This is a genomic window from Olleya sp. HaHaR_3_96, from assembly GCF_019278545.1.
Classification (GTDB): Bacteria; Bacteroidota; Bacteroidia; order Flavobacteriales; family Flavobacteriaceae; genus Olleya.
Genome location: NZ_CP058987.1, coordinates 3,408,128 through 3,429,318, shown reverse-complemented (window position 1 = coordinate 3,429,318; position 21,191 = coordinate 3,408,128). Strand labels below are relative to the sequence as shown.

24 protein-coding genes and 2 pseudogenes are annotated in these 21,191 nt (G+C 32.2%); 14 read left to right on the top strand and 12 right to left on the bottom strand.

Annotation, left to right across the window (positions count from 1 at the left end; all coding sequences use genetic code 11):
- Window positions 1-206: 206 nt before the first annotated feature.
- The 6 genes from H0I26_RS15085 to H0I26_RS15060 all read left to right on the top strand — a co-directional run bounded on the left by H0I26_RS15085 (window position 207) and on the right by H0I26_RS15060 (window position 7,267).
- The gene (locus tag H0I26_RS15085) at window positions 207-1,013 is read left to right on the top strand and encodes a zinc ribbon domain-containing protein (RefSeq protein WP_218699817.1); all 807 of its coding nucleotides are present in this window, start codon (window positions 207-209) and stop codon (window positions 1,011-1,013) included.
- 237 nt (window positions 1,014-1,250) lie between these two features.
- Window positions 1,251-2,102, top strand: coding sequence for a formyltransferase family protein (locus H0I26_RS15080; protein WP_218699816.1), 852 nt, complete (start codon window positions 1,251-1,253; stop codon window positions 2,100-2,102).
- 682 nt (window positions 2,103-2,784) lie between these two features.
- On the top strand, window positions 2,785-4,038 hold the full coding sequence (gene ltrA, locus H0I26_RS15075; RefSeq protein ID WP_218699815.1) for a group II intron reverse transcriptase/maturase: 1,254 nt from the start codon (window positions 2,785-2,787) through the stop codon (window positions 4,036-4,038).
- A 130-nt stretch (window positions 4,039-4,168) separates the two neighbouring features.
- Window positions 4,169-5,284 carry a hypothetical protein gene (locus tag H0I26_RS15070; protein WP_218699814.1) on the top strand — a complete coding sequence of 372 codons (1,116 nt, stop codon included), beginning with the start codon at window positions 4,169-4,171 and terminating at the stop codon, window positions 5,282-5,284.
- Window positions 5,285-5,508: 224 nt separating this feature from the next.
- Window positions 5,509-6,090 carry a hypothetical protein gene (locus H0I26_RS15065; protein WP_218699813.1) on the top strand — a complete coding sequence of 194 codons (582 nt, stop codon included), beginning with the start codon at window positions 5,509-5,511 and terminating at the stop codon, window positions 6,088-6,090.
- 766 nt (window positions 6,091-6,856) lie between these two features.
- On the top strand, window positions 6,857-7,267 hold the full coding sequence (locus tag H0I26_RS15060) for a hypothetical protein (RefSeq protein WP_218699812.1): 411 nt from the start codon (window positions 6,857-6,859) through the stop codon (window positions 7,265-7,267).
- 47 nt (window positions 7,268-7,314) lie between these two features.
- On the opposite strand, the pseudogene H0I26_RS19785 reads toward H0I26_RS15060, so the two are convergent.
- A pseudogene (locus H0I26_RS19785) lies at window positions 7,315-7,479 on the bottom strand (IS110 family transposase); the annotation flags it as partial.
- A gap of 71 nt (window positions 7,480-7,550) precedes the next feature.
- On the opposite strand from H0I26_RS19785, the gene H0I26_RS15055 reads away from it, so the two are divergent.
- Both H0I26_RS15055 and H0I26_RS15050 read left to right on the top strand, forming a co-directional pair.
- Window positions 7,551-7,793, top strand: coding sequence for a hypothetical protein (locus H0I26_RS15055; RefSeq protein WP_218699811.1), 243 nt, complete (start codon window positions 7,551-7,553; stop codon window positions 7,791-7,793).
- Window positions 7,784-8,101, top strand: a complete 318-nt coding sequence (locus tag H0I26_RS15050; protein ID WP_218699810.1) for a type II toxin-antitoxin system RelE/ParE family toxin — start codon at window positions 7,784-7,786, stop codon at window positions 8,099-8,101. The genes H0I26_RS15055 and H0I26_RS15050 overlap by 10 nt, the downstream gene beginning before the upstream one ends.
- A 48-nt stretch (window positions 8,102-8,149) precedes the next feature.
- Here H0I26_RS15050 and H0I26_RS15045 read toward each other — a convergent pair.
- Window positions 8,150-8,404: pseudogene (locus tag H0I26_RS15045) on the bottom strand (IS110 family transposase); the annotation flags it as partial.
- Between the two features lie 25 nt (window positions 8,405-8,429).
- On the opposite strand from H0I26_RS15045, the gene H0I26_RS15040 reads away from it, so the two are divergent.
- From H0I26_RS15040 to H0I26_RS15030, 3 genes are all read left to right on the top strand, one after another.
- A complete protein-coding gene (locus tag H0I26_RS15040; protein ID WP_218699809.1) occupies window positions 8,430-8,606 on the top strand; it encodes an integrase core domain-containing protein in 177 nt (58 codons plus the stop codon).
- 107 nt (window positions 8,607-8,713) lie between these two features.
- The gene (locus H0I26_RS15035) at window positions 8,714-8,950 is read left to right on the top strand and encodes a hypothetical protein (protein WP_218699808.1); all 237 of its coding nucleotides are present in this window, start codon (window positions 8,714-8,716) and stop codon (window positions 8,948-8,950) included.
- A gap of 2 nt (window positions 8,951-8,952) precedes the next feature.
- On the top strand, window positions 8,953-9,264 hold the full coding sequence (locus H0I26_RS15030) for a type II toxin-antitoxin system RelE/ParE family toxin (RefSeq protein ID WP_218699807.1): 312 nt from the start codon (window positions 8,953-8,955) through the stop codon (window positions 9,262-9,264).
- Window positions 9,265-9,769: 505 nt separating this feature from the next.
- On the opposite strand, the gene H0I26_RS15025 is transcribed toward H0I26_RS15030, so the two are convergent.
- A complete protein-coding gene (locus H0I26_RS15025; protein WP_218699806.1) occupies window positions 9,770-11,506 on the bottom strand; it encodes an alkaline phosphatase D family protein in 1,737 nt (578 codons plus the stop codon).
- A gap of 155 nt (window positions 11,507-11,661) precedes the next feature.
- Between H0I26_RS15025 and H0I26_RS15020 the strand changes: the two genes are divergently transcribed.
- Entirely contained in the window at window positions 11,662-12,000 is a 339-nt protein-coding gene (locus tag H0I26_RS15020) for a DUF4870 domain-containing protein (RefSeq protein ID WP_218699805.1), read from the top strand.
- Between the two features lie 75 nt (window positions 12,001-12,075).
- Here the strand turns inward: H0I26_RS15020 and H0I26_RS15015 are convergent, their stop codons facing one another.
- The 7 genes from H0I26_RS15015 to H0I26_RS14985 all read right to left on the bottom strand — a co-directional run bounded on the left by H0I26_RS15015 (window position 12,076) and on the right by H0I26_RS14985 (window position 17,916).
- The gene (locus H0I26_RS15015; RefSeq protein ID WP_218699804.1) at window positions 12,076-12,453 is read right to left on the bottom strand and encodes a hypothetical protein; all 378 of its coding nucleotides are present in this window, start codon (window positions 12,451-12,453) and stop codon (window positions 12,076-12,078) included.
- 173 nt (window positions 12,454-12,626) lie between these two features.
- A complete protein-coding gene (gene dnaN, locus H0I26_RS15010; protein WP_101018959.1) occupies window positions 12,627-13,745 on the bottom strand; it encodes a DNA polymerase III subunit beta in 1,119 nt (372 codons plus the stop codon).
- A gap of 84 nt (window positions 13,746-13,829) precedes the next feature.
- A complete protein-coding gene (gldG, locus tag H0I26_RS15005) occupies window positions 13,830-15,509 on the bottom strand; it encodes a gliding motility-associated ABC transporter substrate-binding protein GldG (RefSeq protein ID WP_218699803.1) in 1,680 nt (559 codons plus the stop codon).
- Complete coding sequence (locus H0I26_RS15000) at window positions 15,490-15,975, bottom strand: hypothetical protein (protein WP_218699802.1); 486 nt, start codon at window positions 15,973-15,975, stop codon at window positions 15,490-15,492. Before H0I26_RS15000 ends, gldG begins: the two co-directional genes overlap by 20 nt.
- Before the next feature lies 1 nt (window position 15,976).
- The gene (gene gldF, locus H0I26_RS14995) at window positions 15,977-16,690 is read right to left on the bottom strand and encodes a gliding motility-associated ABC transporter permease subunit GldF (protein ID WP_218699801.1); all 714 of its coding nucleotides are present in this window, start codon (window positions 16,688-16,690) and stop codon (window positions 15,977-15,979) included.
- 56 nt (window positions 16,691-16,746) lie between these two features.
- Window positions 16,747-17,043, bottom strand: a complete 297-nt coding sequence (locus tag H0I26_RS14990; RefSeq protein ID WP_218699800.1) for a putative quinol monooxygenase — start codon at window positions 17,041-17,043, stop codon at window positions 16,747-16,749.
- Between the two features lie 15 nt (window positions 17,044-17,058).
- Complete coding sequence (locus H0I26_RS14985; protein ID WP_101018956.1) at window positions 17,059-17,916, bottom strand: S-adenosyl-l-methionine hydroxide adenosyltransferase family protein; 858 nt, start codon at window positions 17,914-17,916, stop codon at window positions 17,059-17,061.
- A 108-nt stretch (window positions 17,917-18,024) separates the two neighbouring features.
- Between H0I26_RS14985 and H0I26_RS14980 the strand changes: the two genes are divergently transcribed.
- Entirely contained in the window at window positions 18,025-18,978 is a 954-nt protein-coding gene (locus H0I26_RS14980) for a PhoH family protein (RefSeq protein ID WP_218699799.1), read from the top strand.
- A gap of 42 nt (window positions 18,979-19,020) precedes the next feature.
- Entirely contained in the window at window positions 19,021-19,968 is a 948-nt protein-coding gene (locus H0I26_RS14975) for a phosphoribosylaminoimidazolesuccinocarboxamide synthase (protein ID WP_218699798.1), read from the top strand.
- Between the two features lie 88 nt (window positions 19,969-20,056).
- Here the strand turns inward: H0I26_RS14975 and H0I26_RS14970 are convergent, their stop codons facing one another.
- On the bottom strand, window positions 20,057-20,320 hold the full coding sequence (locus H0I26_RS14970; protein ID WP_136584247.1) for a hypothetical protein: 264 nt from the start codon (window positions 20,318-20,320) through the stop codon (window positions 20,057-20,059).
- A 176-nt stretch (window positions 20,321-20,496) separates the two neighbouring features.
- A complete protein-coding gene (locus H0I26_RS14965) occupies window positions 20,497-21,186 on the bottom strand; it encodes a haloacid dehalogenase type II (protein WP_218699797.1) in 690 nt (229 codons plus the stop codon).
- Between the last annotated feature and the right edge of the window lie 5 nt (window positions 21,187-21,191).

The following is a 21,191-nucleotide window of genomic DNA, read 5'->3' as shown; positions in this document are numbered from 1 at the left end:
GCGTTTGTGCTAAACCGAAAGGTGTGTGAATATTAACAAAGTCCGCCAAATATAAAATTTGGCGTTTATAGAACAAAAGATAAAAGCAAAATATTTATATTTGGCTAAGTAATAAACCGAAACGACAGTGCTTATCACCTGCCCTACGTTTCTTATACTTAACGTTACCCAACATTTGAACAAACAACCATAATTTAAACATAACAATGAGTATAAACATTCCTGATAGCTTACCAAAACTTCTAGTCCTTCTTGGAATTATCGGTATGGCTGTTGGAATTTATGTCGAAAAAGAATTAACTGAAAATTATTATGTCAAATTTGACAAATATGATGAAATACAGGATGCTGTAACACTTGAAAGCTATGTTGTAGAACTTGAAAAAAAGAATCTACTTGAAAGAGCAAAGCAACTATCACAAAGTTTAAATGTAGTAAACCCGATTGAGACTAATGATTCAATTACTTCTTTTATTCGTGTTTTCTCTGGAGATAAAAAAAGGGTCATTCTAACAGATACATTAGATAAATACTGGAATAACTATCTGAAAAAGCAAAAAAGTTTAGATATATTATTGAAGAGAAAGGAAATTCAACAAAAAAATATAAATAGCGAAGAGAAAATATTAGATTCCCGAAAAGAATTTTACGGGAATTTTTTCGGAATTGGATTTTTACTTTTCATTATTGGTATTGGAACTTGGTCTCTTGACAACTCAAAACCTTCAGAAAAAATAGTCAAGCAAAATGATAAATTATATAAATTTTGTCAAAGCTGTGGTTTTAAATTTTCCTCAATCAGACCCTATGGAACTGAAAAAGATAAAACTGAAAATCTTGCATTTTGCATAGAGTGTTATAAGAAAGGAAAAATGAGTGAACCAAAACTATCAAAAGAGGATTTTATTAATAGAAAAAAAGAAGAAATAAAAAACAAAGGTTGGCTTTCTCGAAAGCTTTTAATGGCAAGATTTCATAGTCTTGAAAGATGGAACAAAGACGACTACTATTAAAAATAAAAAACGTTGGGTAACAACGTATATAGCTCATAGCTAATTAGTTGCTAAATCGAAGTTAAGGCATATTTGGAAAGTCGCCAAATTTTTAAATTTGACGATTTCCAATAAAAAGATAAATAGTAAAATTTAAAAATCTGGCTTGTGCTTAATCCGAAAATAATTTTCTAATTTGCACGCTACGAGCCATATACAAGACTGTTAGGTGTCATTAAAAAACAACCTCATAAATAAATGAAAATAGTATTATTCCTAAACAAAGACCTTGAAGCTAATATTGCTTATAATCTACTTAAATCAGAACTTTTAAGCCATAGTGTTCGAATCTATTATTCTGATACGGTTGGGAATCCCAAAAATAAACCTTCTGATTTAGTAAAACTGGAATATTTTGAAAAAGGATTCGTGTTTAACGAATTATCTGAATTCATAAATGAAAATAAAATTGAAAACTCTTTTGAATTTTTTGACGACAATTTTAAATCTTTTCCAATTAAAAAGTGCTCAAATGTCAATTCTGTAGAATTTATAAATGAAATGAAAGATTTAAATCCTGACTTGTTTATTTCAATTCGTTTCGGAAAAATTTTTAAAGATGAAATTATTCAAGTCCCAAAAAATGGTTTAATAAATCTACATTCTGCAATTTTACCAGATTACAGAGGAATTATGGGAACTTTACACGCTATCAAGGAGGAAAATACCAAAATTGGATGCACACTTCACACAATACCCAATAGTGGAATTGATACAGGAGAAATAATCGAAATTGCTGAACGTAATGTTAATCGTGAAAAATCGCTTTTTTGGAATATTGTTCAACTGTATCCTTTAGGAACTGAACTTATAATTAAAAATTTAAAAATAATTGACAGTAATAATTCGCTTAATACTCAAAAACAAAATCTTGAAGAAGGAAATTATTTCTCAGTTCCAGCAAAAAGTGATTTTGAAAAAATAGAGAGTTTAGGAATGGATATTATTTCAGTAAAAGATTACCAAGAGGTTTTGAGTAGTTTTATTATGAAGAACTTATCGGAAATAGAAAAACTACACCTAACAACGTGTATAAAACATAGCTGGTAAGTGCTAAATCAAAGGATAGTGCTTATTTACAAAGTTCCGCCAAATTTTTAATTTGGCTTTAAAACTTAAAAATTAAAACAAAATATAAAAATTTGGCTCAGTGCTAAATCGAAATTTAGTGTATTTTTTACGCTACGTTTCATAGTGTGTCGAGCAAGCAATGAGCGGCAACAAATACTCATTGTGAACTGTAAATAAGATGGTGGACCCGACCCACCAATGTCGCTTTATAGGAAGAGGCATTAAACCACCTAAAGGTGCTTTAGTAAAGAGCTAAGGTATTGAGCGTTTAGGAAACGGTCACGCCAAGAGCGTGGTCAGGTACGAATAAAAGAGATGAACGCAATTGAACCCCTTTTGAGGTGTCGAGAAGTTGCTACATTCTGTCAAAAGCTACGAAGTATGATACGGAGTGAAGAGTATAGCGGTCACCTATTTATTGACTATACGGCAGGCGTCATTCAGGGGGCATGAATTTTATCTAGGCTTAGTTACGGAACTCGGGAACCTGACTATAAATACTAAGGGAAATACACAATAGGATCAACCTAGAGGTAGAATACCAATGTTATATTCAGGGACGGACTAATCCGTAGTAGTGCTGAAGATTCTGTAATGGAAATGGAGCGAAGGGATTAGGTTATACGGTTGCATTACATTTAACAACTCAAATAAATTGAGGATGAATTTATGGAATGAAACAAAATCAATACCAATAAGCAGAGCCATGGTATGGGAAGCTTATAAGAAAGTGCGAGCCAATAAAGGGAGTGCAGGAGTGGACTCGATAAGCATGGAACAGTTCGATGCTAAACGCAGTAAACACTTGTACAAACTTTGGAATCGGATGGCATCGGGGAGTTATTTTCCGCCACCAGTCAAAGAGGTAGAAATACCAAAGAAGGATGGAAACATCCGTAAATTAGGAATTCCTACTATAAGTGACCGCGTGGGACAAATGGTGGTTAAGATGTATATAGAACCTGGTTTAGAGAAAATATTCAGTTCCAATTCCTATGGGTATAGACCTCACAGAAATGCACATCAAGCATTAACATCTGTTAGAGAAAACTGCTGGAAAACCGATTGGGTAATAGATTTAGACATTAAAAGTTTCTTTGATACTATCGACCACAACAAACTGATGCTAGCAGTAGAAAAGCACATTCCAGAAAACTGGGTAAAGCTTTATATTGCACGATGGTTAGTAAGCCCTGTTTTAACTAAATTAGGAGAAATCATTAAAAACAAAGGAAAAGGAACACCACAAGGAGGCGTTATAAGCCCGCTTCTGGCAAACCTATTTCTACATTATGGTTTTGACAAATGGCTAGAACAAACCGACACTACCGTGAAATTCACACGTTATGCCGACGATGTAATTGTACACTGTAGAAGTCAAAAACACGCAGCACATGTGCTAGAGGCAATTCGAAACAGAATGACACAAATAGGATTGGAATTACATCCCAAGAAAACCAAAATCGTGTACTGTAAGGATTATCGAAGACAACAAAATTATTCAGTTATTAAATTTGATTTTTTAGGCTACTCTTTTCAGCCTAGAACATCCAAATCTAAGAAGACTAAAGGATTATTTTTAGGCTTTGATTGTGCCATAAGTATAAGTTCCAAGAAGCGCATTGCTGATAAATTAGGAGAATTGAAAGTACATAGAATGACTTGTAAGAGTATTGTAGGCATTGCGCATCGCTTAAACCCTATTATTAGAGGTTGGATACGCTACTACGGTAAATTTAGAATATCTATGCTACACAAGGTTTTCAAATTACTCAACAATCGTTTAGTGAGGTGGGCAAGAAAACGGTATAAGCGCTATAAAACAAGTATAAAACGTGCCTATAAATGGTTTAACAGAGTGCAGGAACAATTTCCTAACTTATTTTATCATTGGCAAATGGGTTTTATCAATTAATTTAGTACTTTAGATTTGTATAACAAGAACCGTATGATGCGAGAGTATCACGTACGGTTCTGTGAGAGACTTGAGGTGAAATCCCTCTTGTCTACTCGACTACATAAACGTTACCACACATTTGAGGAAAATGAGAACATTCAATGATATTTATAATAATATACAATCCAATTTTAGTCCTCAACCTAGGAGTATTATCGATTTAGGTATTATTTTATCAAAACTATATGAAGTCCTAAAATCAGATAAATATTCAGAATATAACCCATTCGAACTTAACAGCTCATCCTTCTCTACTGATAGAACAACAATAGAGAGACTTATATATGAATTAGAAAACGCAAAATCAGACAATAGAATTCATACAGTAAGCAGCGAAGCAATTGAAAGACTTATCGCTGACGTAAAAACCTTAGAAATAAATGTAAAAAATCCTAATACTGATTCTTCGAATTCGAATATGTTTGACTTTACTTATTTAAAAGGTCAATTGTTATACTTAATTGACATTTCAAGAGAAGGATTAGTTCTAAATAAAAAACAAAAGATAATTGATACTCTCGAGAAGCTAGACAATAAAACTGAGAGAATAAATTACCTAAACTCTACACTTTTAGAAATAGCGCAGAACAAGAATTTTTGGGATAAAAATCAATTCGAACATATTACTAAATTTTTAGAATTAGAAATAAGTAAATGGGAGAAATACATTGAACCCACAGAAGGCATTGACTTTAAATCACCAAGTGAATTACATAAGTTTATAGTAAAATTAATCAGTGAAAGATTAATTCATAATATAAGATATTTAGAAGGCTATAAAGTATTTTGGAGAGATGAATCCAGTTCTTTAACCCCAAAAAAAGAAACTGAAATTCAACATTTCATAAAAAGCATTCTTAAACCATATTGTGATACGCAAAAAATTAAAATTCATAGAGAAAGTGCTATAGCCAACGGACAGATTGATATGACATTTACATATCTTAATCATAGCGTCTGTTTAGAAATAAAGAAAGCACAACATCAAGACATATTAAAAGCAGTAAATTCTCAGCTGACTGAATATATGATTGGAGAAGAAACCGAATATGGAATTTATATGGTATTATGGTACAAAACCGAAAGTGGTTATCAATTCCCAAAAGCACACAATAATGTTGATGACCTAATTTGTTCAATAGAGATTGAAAGTGACACATTAAAATATGAGATAATTGGAGTAGATTGTTCTAAACCAAATTAGTCCATCTAAAAGATAAAACGTGTGGTAACAATGTATAAAAAACATAGGGTATTTATGGCTTAACCGATAGTCTGTGTGTATTTACAAAGCCCGCTAAATATAAAATTTAGCGTTTAGAGAAGAAAAGTTAAAAGCAAAATATTTATATTTAGCTAAGTAATAAATCGAAACGTAAGTGCTTTTTAACCACCCTACGTTTCTTATACGAGACGTTGGGTACAATTATGACGAACAGCATTTTCCATAACAAAGAGTTTGAGATAAACGGAATTTCTGTGCCTGAATTTGAATTAAAAAGCGGAAATCTAATCCGAATTTATATTCCGAATTTTAATCTTGAAAACTTGCCTTTAGGTTTTGACTTGACTATCGAATTAATAAAAAAGTTCCAAAATCAAAAAACTGATTTTCCTTGGGCAAAAAACTACCGACAAAATACTATTGCGGAATTTTTAAGTCCTTTGACTGTAAATAAATACCTGATTAATAAAATGCGGATTGACAAACTGACCGCAAAAAGAATAGCAGAAGAAATCGGAATTACATTAAATGAGAAATTTGAATATTTAAGTTTTAAAAACAAAAAAGCTCTAATTATAAAAGCGCATTTTGATAAAAATGATTCTATTCTTTTGGATTATTACGGAGTAGATGCAATGGGAATTGAGTTTTTGGAAAATTTAATTAATACCGAAATAGAAAAAGGCAAATCTGCAATCGCTTTTGACAATTTACAATTTGCGAACGAAAAAGAACCTTATGAAAATATTAAACCGATAAAAATAACTGTACCCAACACAGTATAAAATTATTTGCTATTTTAGGCTTAAACAAAGGTAGTTGCACTTTTGTTACGTCTGATTTTCCTTCGGAAAATCCTCGCACACAAAACCGCAACTAATCTTAGTGTGCCGAGCAATCAACGAGCGGTAAGATACTCGTTGTGAACTGTAATTAAGATGGTGGAACCGACCCACCAATGTCGTCTTATAGGAGAAGGCGTTAAACCACCTAAAGGTGCTTTTGTAAAGAGCAAATGTACTGAGCGTTTAGGAAACGGCTAATCAAGAGTTAGTCAGGTATTGATAAAAGAGATGAACTAAAGTGAACCCCTTTTGAGGTGTCGAGAAGTTGCTACATTCTGTCAAAAGCTACGAAGTATGATACGGAGTGAAGAGTATAGCGGTCACCTATTTATTGGCTATACGGCAGGCGTCATTCAGGGGGCATGACTTTTATTTAGGCTTATATACGGAACTCGAGAACCTGATTATAAATGTTAAGGAAAATACACAATAGGATCAACCTAGAGGTAGAATACCAATGTTATTTTCAGGGACGGACTAATCCGTAGTAGTGATGAAGTTTCTGTAATGGAAATGGAGCAAAGGGGTTAGCTAATTTTAATTACTGTTAGCCAACTTGTAAAAGGAGGAGCTTATATTTGTAATTAAAATTAGAAGAGCCGTATGATGGGAGACTATCACGTACGGTTCTGTGAGAGGCTTGGGGTGAAATCTCTCTTGTCTACTCGACTACAAAACCGTTGGCAATAATTTAACACACATTCTCTTGAGAAAATATTACTTTACATTATTTACTTTTTTAGTATTGTTATTAAGCAGTTGCGATGCAGATACAATAGCGAGTTGTATAATTGGAATTAGACCAGTACTTGAGGAAAAAGAGTTAACTGATGGACAGAGGAATTTACCTTATTCCGATTATGTTAATGTTGAGATTGAAAATGCTATGGATAGCGATTATTTTATTGAAAGTGTTGAAGTTAATGAAGACCTGCCAAATGGAATAATTTATAGCTTTTCGAATAGAACAATTACCTTTGATGGAGTTTCAAGTGTAGCTGGAAATTTTGAATTTGAAGTAAGAGTAATTGTAAGACCTTATATATTCGAAGACGATGGCTCAGACAATTTGTGTAGTAATGCTTCTAGTAGAGAATATACAATTAAAATTAATTAATAACTATTGCCAAGAAAGTATTGTGTTAAAAAACAAGTAAAATGTCATTAAATTTTCACTAACGTACTTTTATATTCTTTATCAAATATTAACCCTGATTTAGCAATAGCAAATGCCTGTTTTAATAGCTTATTACAAACCGCTATTAAGGCTAATTTTTTACTTTTTCCTTTAGCGACTAACCATACATAAAACCTTTGGAAACAAGCTTTAAAATTCGTGAAAGCAAGAAAATTAGAGGTTTAAATTGATAATTTTGTATCTTTGATAAAAAGCTAATAAAATGGATTTAAAAACAAGAAAACTGGAATTTATTCAAGAGTTTTTAAAGATTCAAAGTGAAGATGTTATTTCACGACTTGAACAAATCCTTAGAAAAGAAAACAAGAATTTTGATAATGATGATTTTAAACCTTTGACAATTAAGGAATTTAATTCTCGAATTGACAAATCTATGGAAGATTCAATAAATGGTCGACTAATAGAATCTAGCGAATTAAAAGCCAAGATGGATAAATGGAATTAAAATTATTTTGGACTGATTTTTCTCAAAAAGAACTAGAAAAAATTTATCAATATCATCGAGAAAAGGCAGGAATTCGAATAGCAAAAAAACTCGTTAACGGTATTTATAACAAAACTTTAAAATTACAAAGGCAACCAGAAATTGGACAAGCCGAAGAACTTCTTAAAAACAGAACTCAAGGGTTTAGATATTTGGTCTATAAAAACTATAAAGTCATTTATTGGATTAACAAGGAAGAGAATAGAATTGAAATAAATGATGTTTTTGATACTCGCCAAAACCCAATAAAAATAGAACGAAAAAAGTAAAAGCCAGCATACAACAAAGTACTGTGTTAAAAAACAAGAAAAATGGCATTAATTTTTCACTAACGTACTTTTATAGTCTTTATCAAATATTAACCCTGATTTAGCAATAGCAAATGCCTGTTTTAATAGCTTATTACAAACCGCTATTAAGGCTAATTTTTTGCTTTTTCCTTTAGCGACTAATCGCTCATAAATAGCTTGGCATGCTTTGTTGTATTTGCAAGCGCTAAAACTACACATAAACAATAAATTTCTAAGTTTTTGATGGCCCATTTTACTAATTCGTGGTCGCTCTTTTACTGAACAAAATCCTTGTTACGAAAACGCCATGGCAGAATGCGTAAAAGGCATCTTAAAAGATGAGTTTTACCTAGACCAAACCTTTGATAGTGTAACACACGCAAAAAGAGCTGTAAAAAATGCAATTAATTTATACAACGACGTAAGATTACATTTATCTTTAGATTATAAAACACCTAATATGGTATATAAATTACCAGCTTAATTCAATTTTAACCTGTAGCCATATTATAGGACTAGACATACAAGAAAATCGTTTTTCAAATAAACATTTAGTAAAAAAAAATGTATTTTTGATTAAATATGCGAATTATGGATTTACAAACTCGAAAACTCAATTTAATAACTTATCTAGCCCAAATTAAGGACGAGATATTATTTGACAAATTGGAAAATTATATCCTAAAAAGAGTGATTGAACACAATCCAGAATTAAAACCATTTACTGTCGAGGAATTACTAAATCGAATTGAAAAATCTGAATTGGATTTCAAAAATGGAAATGTAAAAAGTCAAGATGATTTAGAGAGAATGTCGGCAAATTGGTAACAATGAAAATAGTTTGGACTGATTTTGCTATCAGAAATTTAAAAGATATTTTTGATTATTATGCTATTGAAGTAAATAAAAAACTTGCTCATAAAATCAGAAAACAAATACTTAAATCCTCGAAACAATTATTAAAGAACCCGAATTCTGGTCCAATTGAACCAAATTTGACAATTCTAAATAAAAATCATAAATACTTAATAAGTGAACATTATAAACTTATTTACAGAATAGTAGGTAATGAAATTATAATTAATGATGTCTTTGACACACGACAAAATCCGAATAAAATGAATGATGAAAATCGGATTTAATAATAAAGTACTATTTCCAACACCGGTAACCGTTGCACAACCCCATAATATTTTAATAGAATAAGTGAATTAAGCCTTTTAAAAAAGACTTAATTTTTATTACTTATATAAGATGTACCTTAATTTTGATACGCTTAAATGGAAGTTTATAGCCTTGTAAAGTGCTATTATTTCAAAAAGCAAAACGCCAAGTGCCTTTCTTTTACTTTTTGTTCGTTTTTGTACAAGCTTTAAATACTTTTAAGATTGTAAGCTATTGCCGATAGATGCATAACCGTGGTGGTTTGAACAATACCGATTATATTTGTTAGCTTTCTTTAAAATTATTATATGTTTGCCTCAAGAATACTATTCTGTTGTTGTAAAGGAAGTAGAAGTGTGGGTTTAGATTTTTAAACGTGATTTGTTTAATTAGTATAACGTTTTGAAGATAAGTGCTGATATTAAAAAACAACCTGAGTATAAAGATTGATACTCAGGTTGTTTTTATAATAGAGTTAAGTTATTATAGGGTTATCGAGTGTCCTATTATAGTTGAAAAGGATTCGGAAAAAACAGAGTCTACAAATATCCAATCGGATGTTGCAGTTCCTGGACTAAATGTAACTTCCATATAACCACGTCTAGCAGAATCAAAATAATTTAATCCATCTATTAACAGTGTTATAGCATCCTGAAAACTATTAACAAAAGTAGGGGAAGACCCTAAGTAAGTATCAAAACCTGGCGAGCTTACAGAAGATGTTGCCAACTCCGTAACAGTAACATTTTCGCTGTTGGATACTACTGTGTTAGACCAAGCATTATGTGTGTCTCCAGCTAAAACAACGACTTTTTTACCAGCAAAGGCTTCAAGGATTATTTCTCTTTCGGTAGGGTAACCATCCCAAGCATCTAAGTTGTAAGGTAAAACCGTATTGATTCTTGCTAATTCATACGCACTTAGACTCGGATCGTTATTAAGTACTCTTAGTTTTAGTTGCACTAATTCTTCTAATTGTTGCTGAAACAGTTGCATAGAAGCAGAGGACGCTGATCCTGTCGCGCTAACTTCTCCAATAATAGTACCTAAAGCCGTTAATAATTCGGCAGGAATCATCATTTTACCCATTAATACTTGTTGGCCTAATACTTGCCATTCCGCACTATTGCTAGCAACCTCATTTAGTAACCAGTTTTTTTGCGTTGTACCTAACATTGTTCTATTTGGGTCTAACCAGTCTTGTTGAAATGTTGTGGCATCAAAATCACCTGAAGCATCAAAATAATCTGTGATTTCTAATTGTTTATCTCTACCAGCGAGTCTAGTGTCTAGCATTACTAAATTAACTAAGTTTCCTATTTGAAAACTTCTGTAAATAATACTAGCATCATTAGTCATTGCAGGTAAATACTCGCTATATGCTTGTAACGCATTTTGTTTTCTTACTTCAAAAGCCCCTTCATTATCTTGGTGATTTTGTGCGCCATCTTTATACGTATCGTTTGTTATTTCATGATCATCCCAGACAGCTATAAATGGTTTTTTTTGGTGTAGTAACATTAGATTTTCATCACTTCTGTATTGCTTATATCTTGCTCTATAATCTTCCAGTGAAATAATTTCATGAGCTGGACTATGAGTTCTACCTAAAGTTTCTGTAAAGGCATTCGTGCCGTATTGACCAGCACCATATTCATAAATATAATCACCTAAATGAACAACGATATCAATATTTGACGTGGCCATCGCACTATAGACATTAAATAAACCAGCAGCATAATTAGCACAAGAGGTCACACCTATTTTTACCTGATCAACTCCTCCGGAAGGTAATGTTATAGTTTCACCAATTGGAGAAACAGTAGCGTCATCGCTATTAATAAAACGGTAATATAATTTTTGGTCGGCTTGTAAGTTTTGTACTTCTACAGCCACTGTAAAATCGCGAGAACTATCTGTTGTAACTTCTCCACTTCTTACTAAGTTAGTAAACATAACATCTGTCGCAATTTGCCATATCAGAGTTGCACTTGCACTATTTGAGGTGTATCTAGTCCAGATGATGACTTGCGATTGCGTAGGGTCAAAACTTGCGACACCATATTCATAATTTGTTTCATCTAGATCTTCTGGGATTATACTTGGACTGCTTAAATCATCATCGTTTGAACAACTAATAAAATTAGGAATTAAAATAATGCCTCCTGTTGCTAGCAATGTGTTTTTTAAAAATGATCGTCTGTTAAATTGTTTACTCATTTTGATTGTTTTTTATATATGCATAGTTAATTCTTCCATGTTATTTGTGAGTTATTATGATGTTATGAATAAATTAAATGCTATTCTACATTGAGATGTGTAACATTTTTTTGTTTTATGCGTCTTATAAGTATCAATCATTAAATCACATCGCTATGAAACAGAACAGACAGTTACTAGTAATAACCCATTTAAGTCAATTAGTATCCTTAGTTATAGGATTTGGTAGCTTAATAGCGCCTTTAATACTATGGATGTCCCAAAAAGATACAGTCTATCAAATGGATGCTCATGGAAAAAGCATTGTAAATTTTCAGTTAAGTTTGGTCGTTTTATATATAGTATGCGTACCTTTAATACTGTTATTTGGATTAGGTCTTTTAGGTTGGTTCATTTTAGGGGCAATCTCAATTATTTATCCCATAATAAACGCCATTAAAGTTAGTAATGGCGAAAACCCAGAATACCCTTTATCTTTTAATTTTATTAGTTAGTTATATTAATGTGATAAAGAGAAAAACGCAACCTGTCAAGGTTGCGTTTTTAGTTTTATATAGTTTTAGTAATTGTTATTGTCTAATAAACTCTAGAGGAGAAAAGCCTGCCAAATATAGATTGCCATTATCTAAAAATTGAACGCTTGTATTAATTGGACTAGAATCGTCTTTTGTTATCGTTAAAGTCGTACCATTAAGACTCCAGTTAAAGGGGTTTGCGCTAGAGATAGCACCTTCTTTTGTAGTCACTTGATTTGTTATTAGTCCGTTGTTGTTAGCTTCATAAAAATGAAGTTTATATTTGATGGTAGCATCTATAAGAAAGTCACTTCTTAGCCATTCTCCAATAATCGAAGAATTTGCGTCTGGTATTCTTTGATCGTCATCCTTGCAAGACCCCTGTGTTAGACAGACAATACATAAAAGGATTAGATTTATTTTACTTCTCATACAATAGACTAATTAAGCAGTACAACTTAATAATTATCACTGAAGCGCATTACTAAGTACTTTAATTGGCCTAAAAGTAGTAAATTAAGTATTTATAAATGCATTATTTATGCAACAAAAAAAAGCAACTCGTTAGAATTGCTTTTTTTTATAGTATTGTAAAAGGTTTTTAATTAGCTGTTTAGCATAACTGGCATAACTAACATGGTTACATGTTCACCTTCTTCTAAATCATCAATTGGTGTAAGAATACCAGCTCTGTTTGGCATACTTAATTCTAATTGCACATCGTTAGAGCCTAAGTTATTCAACATTTCTGTTAAAAAACGAGAGTTAAAGCCTATTTGCATATCGTCTCCTTGATAATCACAAGTCAAACGCTCTTCTGCTTTGTTAGAGTAGTCAATGTCTTCTGCAGAGATGTTTAATTCTGCTCCAGCAATCTTTAATCTAATTTGGTGCGTTGTTTTGTTTGAGAAAATACTAACACGACGAACAGAATTTAAAAATTGAGTTCTGTCAATGGTTAGTTTATTTGGATTTTCTTTTGGTATTACTGCTTCGTAGTTTGGATATTTACCGTCAATTAAACGACAAATTAATACCGTGTTTTCAAAAGTAAATTTTGCATTAGAATCATTATATTCAATAGTGATTTCTTCATCGCTTGCTCCTAAAATTCCCTTCAACAAGTTTAAAGGTTTTTTAGGCATAATAAACTCGGCAACCTGAGACGCTTTTACGTCATCTCTAGTATATTTTACTAATTTATGTGCATCCGTAGCAACAAACGTTAAACCTTCCGTAGAGAATTGGAAAAACACACCACTCATGACAGGTCTTAAATCATCGTTACCAGCAGCAAAAATAGTTTTGTTAATAGCAGTAGCCAAAATATGACCAGGCATTTTTGTATTACTAGGATCTTCTAGACTTACGGCTTTCGGGAATTCGTTTCCGTCAGCATAAGCTAAAGCATATTTACCATGATTAGAGCTAATTTCAACGATGTTATTCTCTTCAATAACAAAGGTCAATGGTTGCTCTGGAAACGTTTTTAAAGTATCTAAAAGTAAACGGGCAGGAATAGCAACGCTTCCTTCATTATCACTTTCTACATCTAATACAGCAGACATAGTCGTTTCTAAATCACTTGCTGATACCGTTAGTTTAGATTCGTTTAAGTCGAATAAAAAATTATCTAAAATTGGTAATGTATTCGAGCTGTTTATTACACCTCCTAAAACCTGTAGTTGTTTTAGTAAGTAAGTACTTGATACAATAAATTTCATCTATATATGGAAATTAATACTATTAATAATGGTCTTACAAATATATTGCTAATGCGTTAAAAAAAGAAACAAACTTATCAACACTTACTTTGCGTATTTTTTCTTTCTATTAAGGTTAAATAGAAAACCAAAAACACCTAATAAAAGCAATGGTAATAAGACGTTTATGAGTTGCCATTTTGTTTTTTCTTCTGTTATTTTTTCTGGATTTAAAAAGGCAACAGCAATTTCTTTGGATCTAATGTTTATAAGTCCAGTGTCATCTAAAAGATAATTAGCCACATTTACTAAAAATTCTTTATTACCAAAAGTCTGTCCAGTATACTTATCAAAACCAAGCTCTTCAACACCATTACGACCGACTTCATTTTTAACAATATCACCATCAGAAATGACCACCATTTTAGTAGGAACACTTTGATCCTTAACGTTTGCTAATTTTAAGGGTTTGACTCTGTTTTTATAGGCAGAAGTAAAGGTGCCTTCTAATAGTATAGCTAAGTTTTGTGGTCCTTTATTAAAAGATTTAGGGTCTAATTTATCATTAACCATATCCAAACTAATTTCTCGTGGCGTACCTTCTAGCTTACTTAAAGGTGCACTTTGTAATAAAATAGTCTTTTTAGTACTACTTTTTATAAGGTCGATTGGATTTGCAAAATCAAACTTTAAAAAATCTAAATTATTTACAATGGGATGGTTAGAGTTTCCTTTTGCAAGTGGGGAGTAGGTCCAAGGATAACTTTGGAATTGACTATTACTACCTTCTCCGGAAGCTAAAGTAATCGGAGCGGAGTACATCGAGCTTACAATTAAGGGGTTGATACGCACGCCATATTTAAAGAAAAAATCGGTTAGATTTAAATCCATGGGCATCGCTACATTTTTACCTAAATCATTGTACAGACTATCTTTGCTCATTGCAACTTGTTCTACCATCCACAAGCTTTTTCCACCATTCATGGTGTACTGGTCTAAAATTAATTTTTCAGCTTCTGTAAAGGGCTCTGTTGGCTTAGCCGAAATAATTAAATCAAAGTTTTGAAGTTTTTTAAGTGTGCTTTCCGCATGATTGGCCACACTATCTAAAGTAAAAGGGGCTATAAAATAATAGTCTCTAATACTTTTTATATAATCGGCAATGTGTTTGTTCTCCAATTGTCCATTACCTATTAAAACAGCTATTTTGCGACGTTTAGGATTAACTAATTTACTAAAGCCGTCAGCAAAAGCATACTCCAATTGTTGTACGGAATTAGTCACTAATTGTTGTTGTGTTGCTCCAATGGCATTTTTTACTAAAGGAATTTTTACCGTAGCATCATTATAACTAGCCAAAGCCCATGGAAAAATAACCGCTTGGCTTGATTTTCCATTTTCCTGAACGTTTAACTGCATAGGTGTTAAACCACGGGCATTTAATTGTTGAATATTTTGATCACGAGTGGCTTCGTTTTCAATAGGGTTTATAAAGTTGAAACTAATATTGTTGTTATAGGCTTTAAATTCTTCAAGTAATTGTCTTGTTTCTGATTGTAGTTTTCTGAATTCTGAAGGAAAATCATCACCTTCCAAATAGACATCTATAACCACAGGAGACTCTGCTTTATCCAATATGTCTAAAACCGAAGGATTAAGAGTATAACGTTGATCTGTAGTTAAATCGAAGCGTTTGTAAACCTTTTGAGCAAGTACGTTTAGTAAAATTAAACCAACGACTAAAAGTGCGATATTTTTGATAGATTTATTCAAATTTTTTCTCAAGTTTATAGGTTTTAATTGCTGCTACTGTGTCATTTTTAAACTGAAGTTCAATACACTCCTGTTCGGTATTAAAAGCCCCTGGTTTAAACCCCATGTTATAGTTCCATTGGTCCTTAGAATTAGCTTTTATGCTATCGTCCCAACCATACCATTCTGCAGTTCCAAAATCGGCAGCAATTTTAGATTTAGATTGTCCGATTAATTGATTCTCATTATTTAATTGATCCATCATTTCAAAGCGCAATTCAGGAAATTCTGCCCAGTTTTCTGAATTAAAATATTTTTGATGATGATAGCTTGAAAAGATATTGACTATGGGGTAAAATAAATAAAAATAGAGTAGAGGTGTTGCTACTAGTGTGATTAACAAGCTAACCCACTTGTTATCTCCAATAGTTTTTATAAATAGCCAAGCCAAAATAAAAACAGCAATAAACGAAATAACTAATCCAATTGTAATAACCATATTATTGTTTTTTGATGTTAAATTTGGTTAACATTATAAACAATGTCGTAAGGCTTAAAAAGTAGATAATATCTCTTGTATCTAGCACACCACGACTCATGCTTTTAAAATGTGCATTCATCCCTAGGTTTTCAATCATATTATTAGAAACCACATCTGCAATACCTTCAAATCCAATATAAAAAAACAGACATAAAAATACAGCGACAATAAAGGCAACGATTTGATTGTCTGATAATGTAGATGCAAAAACACCTATTGCAGTGTAAGCCGCGACTAAAAATAACAATCCAAAATAAGAACCTAACGTACTTCCAAAATCTAAGTTACCAATAGGGTTTCCTAGTTGATAGATTGTATAAACGTATAATACTGTTGGAAGAAGTGCGATTAAAATTAATACAAATGAACCAAAATATTTACCTAAAACAAGTTGTAACGTACTAATAGGTTTGGTTAGTAGCAACTCTAAGGTTCCTTGTTTTTTTTCGTCACTAAAACTACGCATAGTGACAGCAGGAATCAGGAAGATTAAAATCCAAGGCGCTAATAAGAAAAAAGACGATAAGTCTGCAAATCCGTTATCAATGATATTAAATTCACCTTTAAATACCCACAAAAACAGACCGTTTAATACTAAAAATATAGTAATGACTAAATAGCCAATGGGCGAAGCGAAAAATGAATTTATTTCTTTTTTAAGTATGGCTAGCATGCTTTGTTTATTTATTAATGTGGTTATTTGGTTGTCAATCAATTCACAAATTAGTTTTATTTAAGCGAAGCTAATTTGTCAACACTCCAAGCTTCAGGTTTTGCATTAAATAAAGGTTTGGTTTTTGCCCAAATTCCTTTGAATAATTCAGAGTTTCGATAATTTTCTAAATCACTTTCAGTATCCCAATAACTATACGTAAAAAACACGTTACTATTGTGTTTGTCTTGATATAACTCTAGTAATTGATTGCCTTCAAAGTTTCTAATTTTATATTTTATAGTTTCAAAATTAGCGAGAAAGGTCGCTATGTTTTCTTCAGCAAAACTTAATTTTACAATTCTTACAAACATTGTATTAGTGGTTGTTTATCCGTTAAAATTCACGGGTTCTTCTTTTATAAAATTTATGGTTATGGTGTCACGTAATCCTAATCCCATTAAACTACTGGCGCTTCCAACGGTTTGGTTGTTACTTTTGTAAATAGCTATTTCTAAATAATTAGAGCTATTAAAAACAACTAAACCACGACCTTCATCAGTACGTTTGTCCTCTGGAATTTCAAAGTTTACAATATCACTATATTTATTTTGTATTTTTTTAAATTTATTACTTCTAGCCGACACTTCATACGTTCTTCCTTTTTGTAATTTCTCAAAAAAAGATTTCTTTATATTCGTGACAACATTTCCATAATTATCAATATAAATAATACTACCTATAATTTGTGTTTGCTCCTCATTAACATAAGGGACTAGGTTTTTAATTGGCTTGATATTGCTAATTGCTTTACCAATGACTTCAAGAGTACCACCTCGTGCAATATGACAAGCTACTTTTACAAAGACATCCAATACAGGAAAACTAGTTTCTATTTTGTCATGTATATTTATTTCGACTAATTTAGAGGGCGCAATTTCATTAGCAATCATACTCATTATTCCATTGTTGGCACATATAAAATAATGTTCATCCAACTCTACCGCAATATGTTTGTTTTCTTGATTTAATTCCGAGTCAATACCAATTAAGTGAATACTACCTTTAGGAAAACTACTATAAGCATTTTGGATAATATATGCAGCTTCAGCAATATTAAAAGGAGAGACAGAGTGAGAGATATCAACAATTCTAACCTCAGGTAATTCACTATAAATAGCACCTTTGATTGCGCCGGCATAGTGATCTTTCTCTCCAAAATCTGTGGTAAGCGTTATAATTGGCATGAATTATTGTTGATATTTTTTTAACCTTAGACACACAAAAAATGTGTAAATTTGTTAGATAGACAAAACTAACAAAATTGTACAGATTAATTTAATAAATCAGCGCTTTTGAACGAAATAATTATTGAGCTAGAAGAGATTTCTCCAAAAGAGTTTTTTGGAACAGGAAACGAGAACATTACACTTTTAAAAAAATACTTTCCAAAACTCAAGATAGTCGCTAGAGGGAACAAAATTAAAGCCTTTGGAGATGAAGAACTTCTTGAAGAATTTGATCGAAGAATGACCATGCTAATAACGCATTTTTCTAAGTATAATAAGATAGATGAAAATGTTATTGAACGTGTATTAACTAGTCAAAGCGGTGATGATTATAAGACTTCAGAACAAAGTGGCGAAGTTTTAGTACATGGTGTAAACGGAAAACCAATTAAACCGATCACAGCTAACCAACGTAAAATGGTAGAATTGATGCGTAAAAACGATATGGTTTTTGCGATCGGTCCAGCCGGAACAGGAAAAACATATACAGGAGTTGCGTTGGCAGTAAAAGCATTGAAAAATAAGGAAGTTAAACGGATTATATTAACGCGTCCAGCAGTGGAAGCAGGAGAGAATTTAGGATTTTTGCCAGGGGATTTACAAGAAAAATTAGATCCTTACATGCAACCAATATATGATGCTTTACGGGATATGATTCCTGCTGAAAAATTGGCACATTATATAGAAAACGGAACGATACAGATTGCTCCTTTAGCCTTTATGCGTGGACGTACTTTGGACCATGCCTTTGTTATTTTAGATGAAGGTCAAAATACAACACATGCACAAATGAAGATGTTTTTGACCAGAATGGGTAAAAATGCTAAGTTTTTGCTAACCGGTGATCCAGGACAAATAGATTTACCACGTCGTACCATTTCTGGTTTAAAAGAAGCCTTACTTATTTTAAAAGGGGTAGAAGGTGTAGGGATGATTTTTCTAGACGACAAGGATGTTGTACGTCATAAATTAGTTAAGAAGATTATCGAAGCGTATAAGCATATAGAGAATAGAGATTAAGTTATTACAAAAAGAAAAATAAATAAATTACCAGATTAAATAATGAGTAATACAATAATAGATACCAATTTTAATTTTCCAAATCAGAAAAGTCTTTATAAAGGAAAAGTTAGAGCCGTTTATAATATCAATGACGAAGAATTAGTCATGATTGCCACAGATAGACTGAGTGCATTTGATGTCGTTATGCCAAAAGGGATTCCTTATAAAGGGCAAATTCTTAATCAGATTGCAACTAGTATGATGAAGGCTACGGAAGATTTGGTGCCAAACTGGTTAACAGGAACTCCTGATCCAAACGTTGCGGTTGGACATTTATGTGAGCCTTTTAAAGTAGAAATGGTAATACGTGGTTACATGTCTGGTCATGCTGCACGCGAGTACAAAGCAGGGAAACGCATGCTTTGTGGTGTTGCAATGCCAGAAGGGATGAAGGAGAACGATAAGTTTCCTGAGCCTATTATTACACCTGCAACTAAAGCAGAAATGGGAGATCACGATGAGGATATCTCTAGAGAGGATATTCTAAAAAAAGGAATTGTAAGTGAAGACGATTATATTGTTTTAGAAGATTACACACGTAAATTATTCCAAAGAGGTACTGAAATAGCTGCTTCACGAGGATTAATTTTAGTAGATACTAAATATGAATTTGGTAAAACTAAAGACGGAAAAATTGTTTTAATTGACGAAATCCATACGCCGGATTCTTCGCGTTATTTTTATGCAGAAGGCTACCAAGACCGTCAAGATAATAATGAAGCACAAAAACAATTGTCTAAAGAGTTTGTAAGACAATGGTTAATTGCTAATGACTTTCAAGGTTTGGAAGGACAAACTGTACCGGTTATGTCTGATGCGTATATTGAAACAGTATCAGAACGTTATATTGAACTATACGAGAATATTATGGGAGAACCTTTTGTAAAAGCAGAGGTGTCTAACATACAAGAACGTATTGAAGCTAATGTTTTAGCGTATTTGAAATAAGAATAGGAACTAAATAAAAAAAAGAGCTTGCATACGCAAGCTCTTTTTTATTTGTTGACATCAGTAATGACAGTTTTACTTATATTGTTTAGGCTTCTTTATTACTAGTGTTATATTTTTTATGTTCAATTTTTTTCTTTTCTAAAATGGCATAAAACTTTCGAGGAGAAATTTTTAAATCTTTAGTAATATCACTGACTTTCTTTTTTCCTTTTTTATACAGTTTTAAATTGTCATTGACTTGCTTGTTAAAATAGTAATCTTTCAACTTCTCTACGATTTGTAATTCCGTTAAATTTGATTCCGTTTTATAACTTTCAATTTCAGATTTAATATTTGATAAAGTACTCATAAGCCTTGGTGTTATCGTTTTTCTAGAGTGTCCAGTCAAAAAAGAGGCAAAATATTGAAATACTAAAACTAGTTAAGTATTACCGCTTTATCTTCTTTTTTACAAAAGTAATAGATTTTTTTTAATGTGTAAAAAATCGTAAAAAGGATAAATTGTATTAATCCAAATGTATTCCTTCATTTGTAAGAAACTAAAATAGCAGCTACTTTTTGCAAATCACTTTCATTAATTTCAGTCTTAGGTGCTAACGGAAATGTTTGCTGTCCTGGACGACTAACAAAAGCTGCGCGCCAACCCGCCCAAAGTGCACCAGCAACATCCCAGCCATGTGCAGCAATTAGCATGCAGTCTTCAGGTTTGACATTCATATTTTGGGCTGCCCAATTATAAACATCTGTAAAAGGCTTAAATTTTCCAACAGACTCAATGCTTAATAATTTGTCAAAATAAGTGGTTAATCCCACGTTTTCAAATTTGTTTTTTAAGCTTTCTGCATTAGAATTGGTCAGTGCGACCAAAGTATAGCCGTCATTTTTTAAGGCTTTTAAAGCGTCTTTCACCTCTGGATGTGGTGGTAGATTTTGCATAGCATTTACAATAATATCTCGTGCTTTGTCTTCCGTAATGGTAATCTCTTGATTGGCAGCAACCATTTGTAACGCAGCAGCTCCAATATGCCCAAAAGGTTCATAACGACCACTAGCCGAAACCACTAATGAATACTGTAACATTGTAGTAAACCATAATGCTAACAACTCTTGATTTCCGCCTAAAGCGTCACCGACCTGTTTTTTCATTATTGTCAAGTCTAACAAGGTTTCGTTAACATCAAAAAATAATACTTTAGGTCGGGTTTTAGTAGTCATATTAA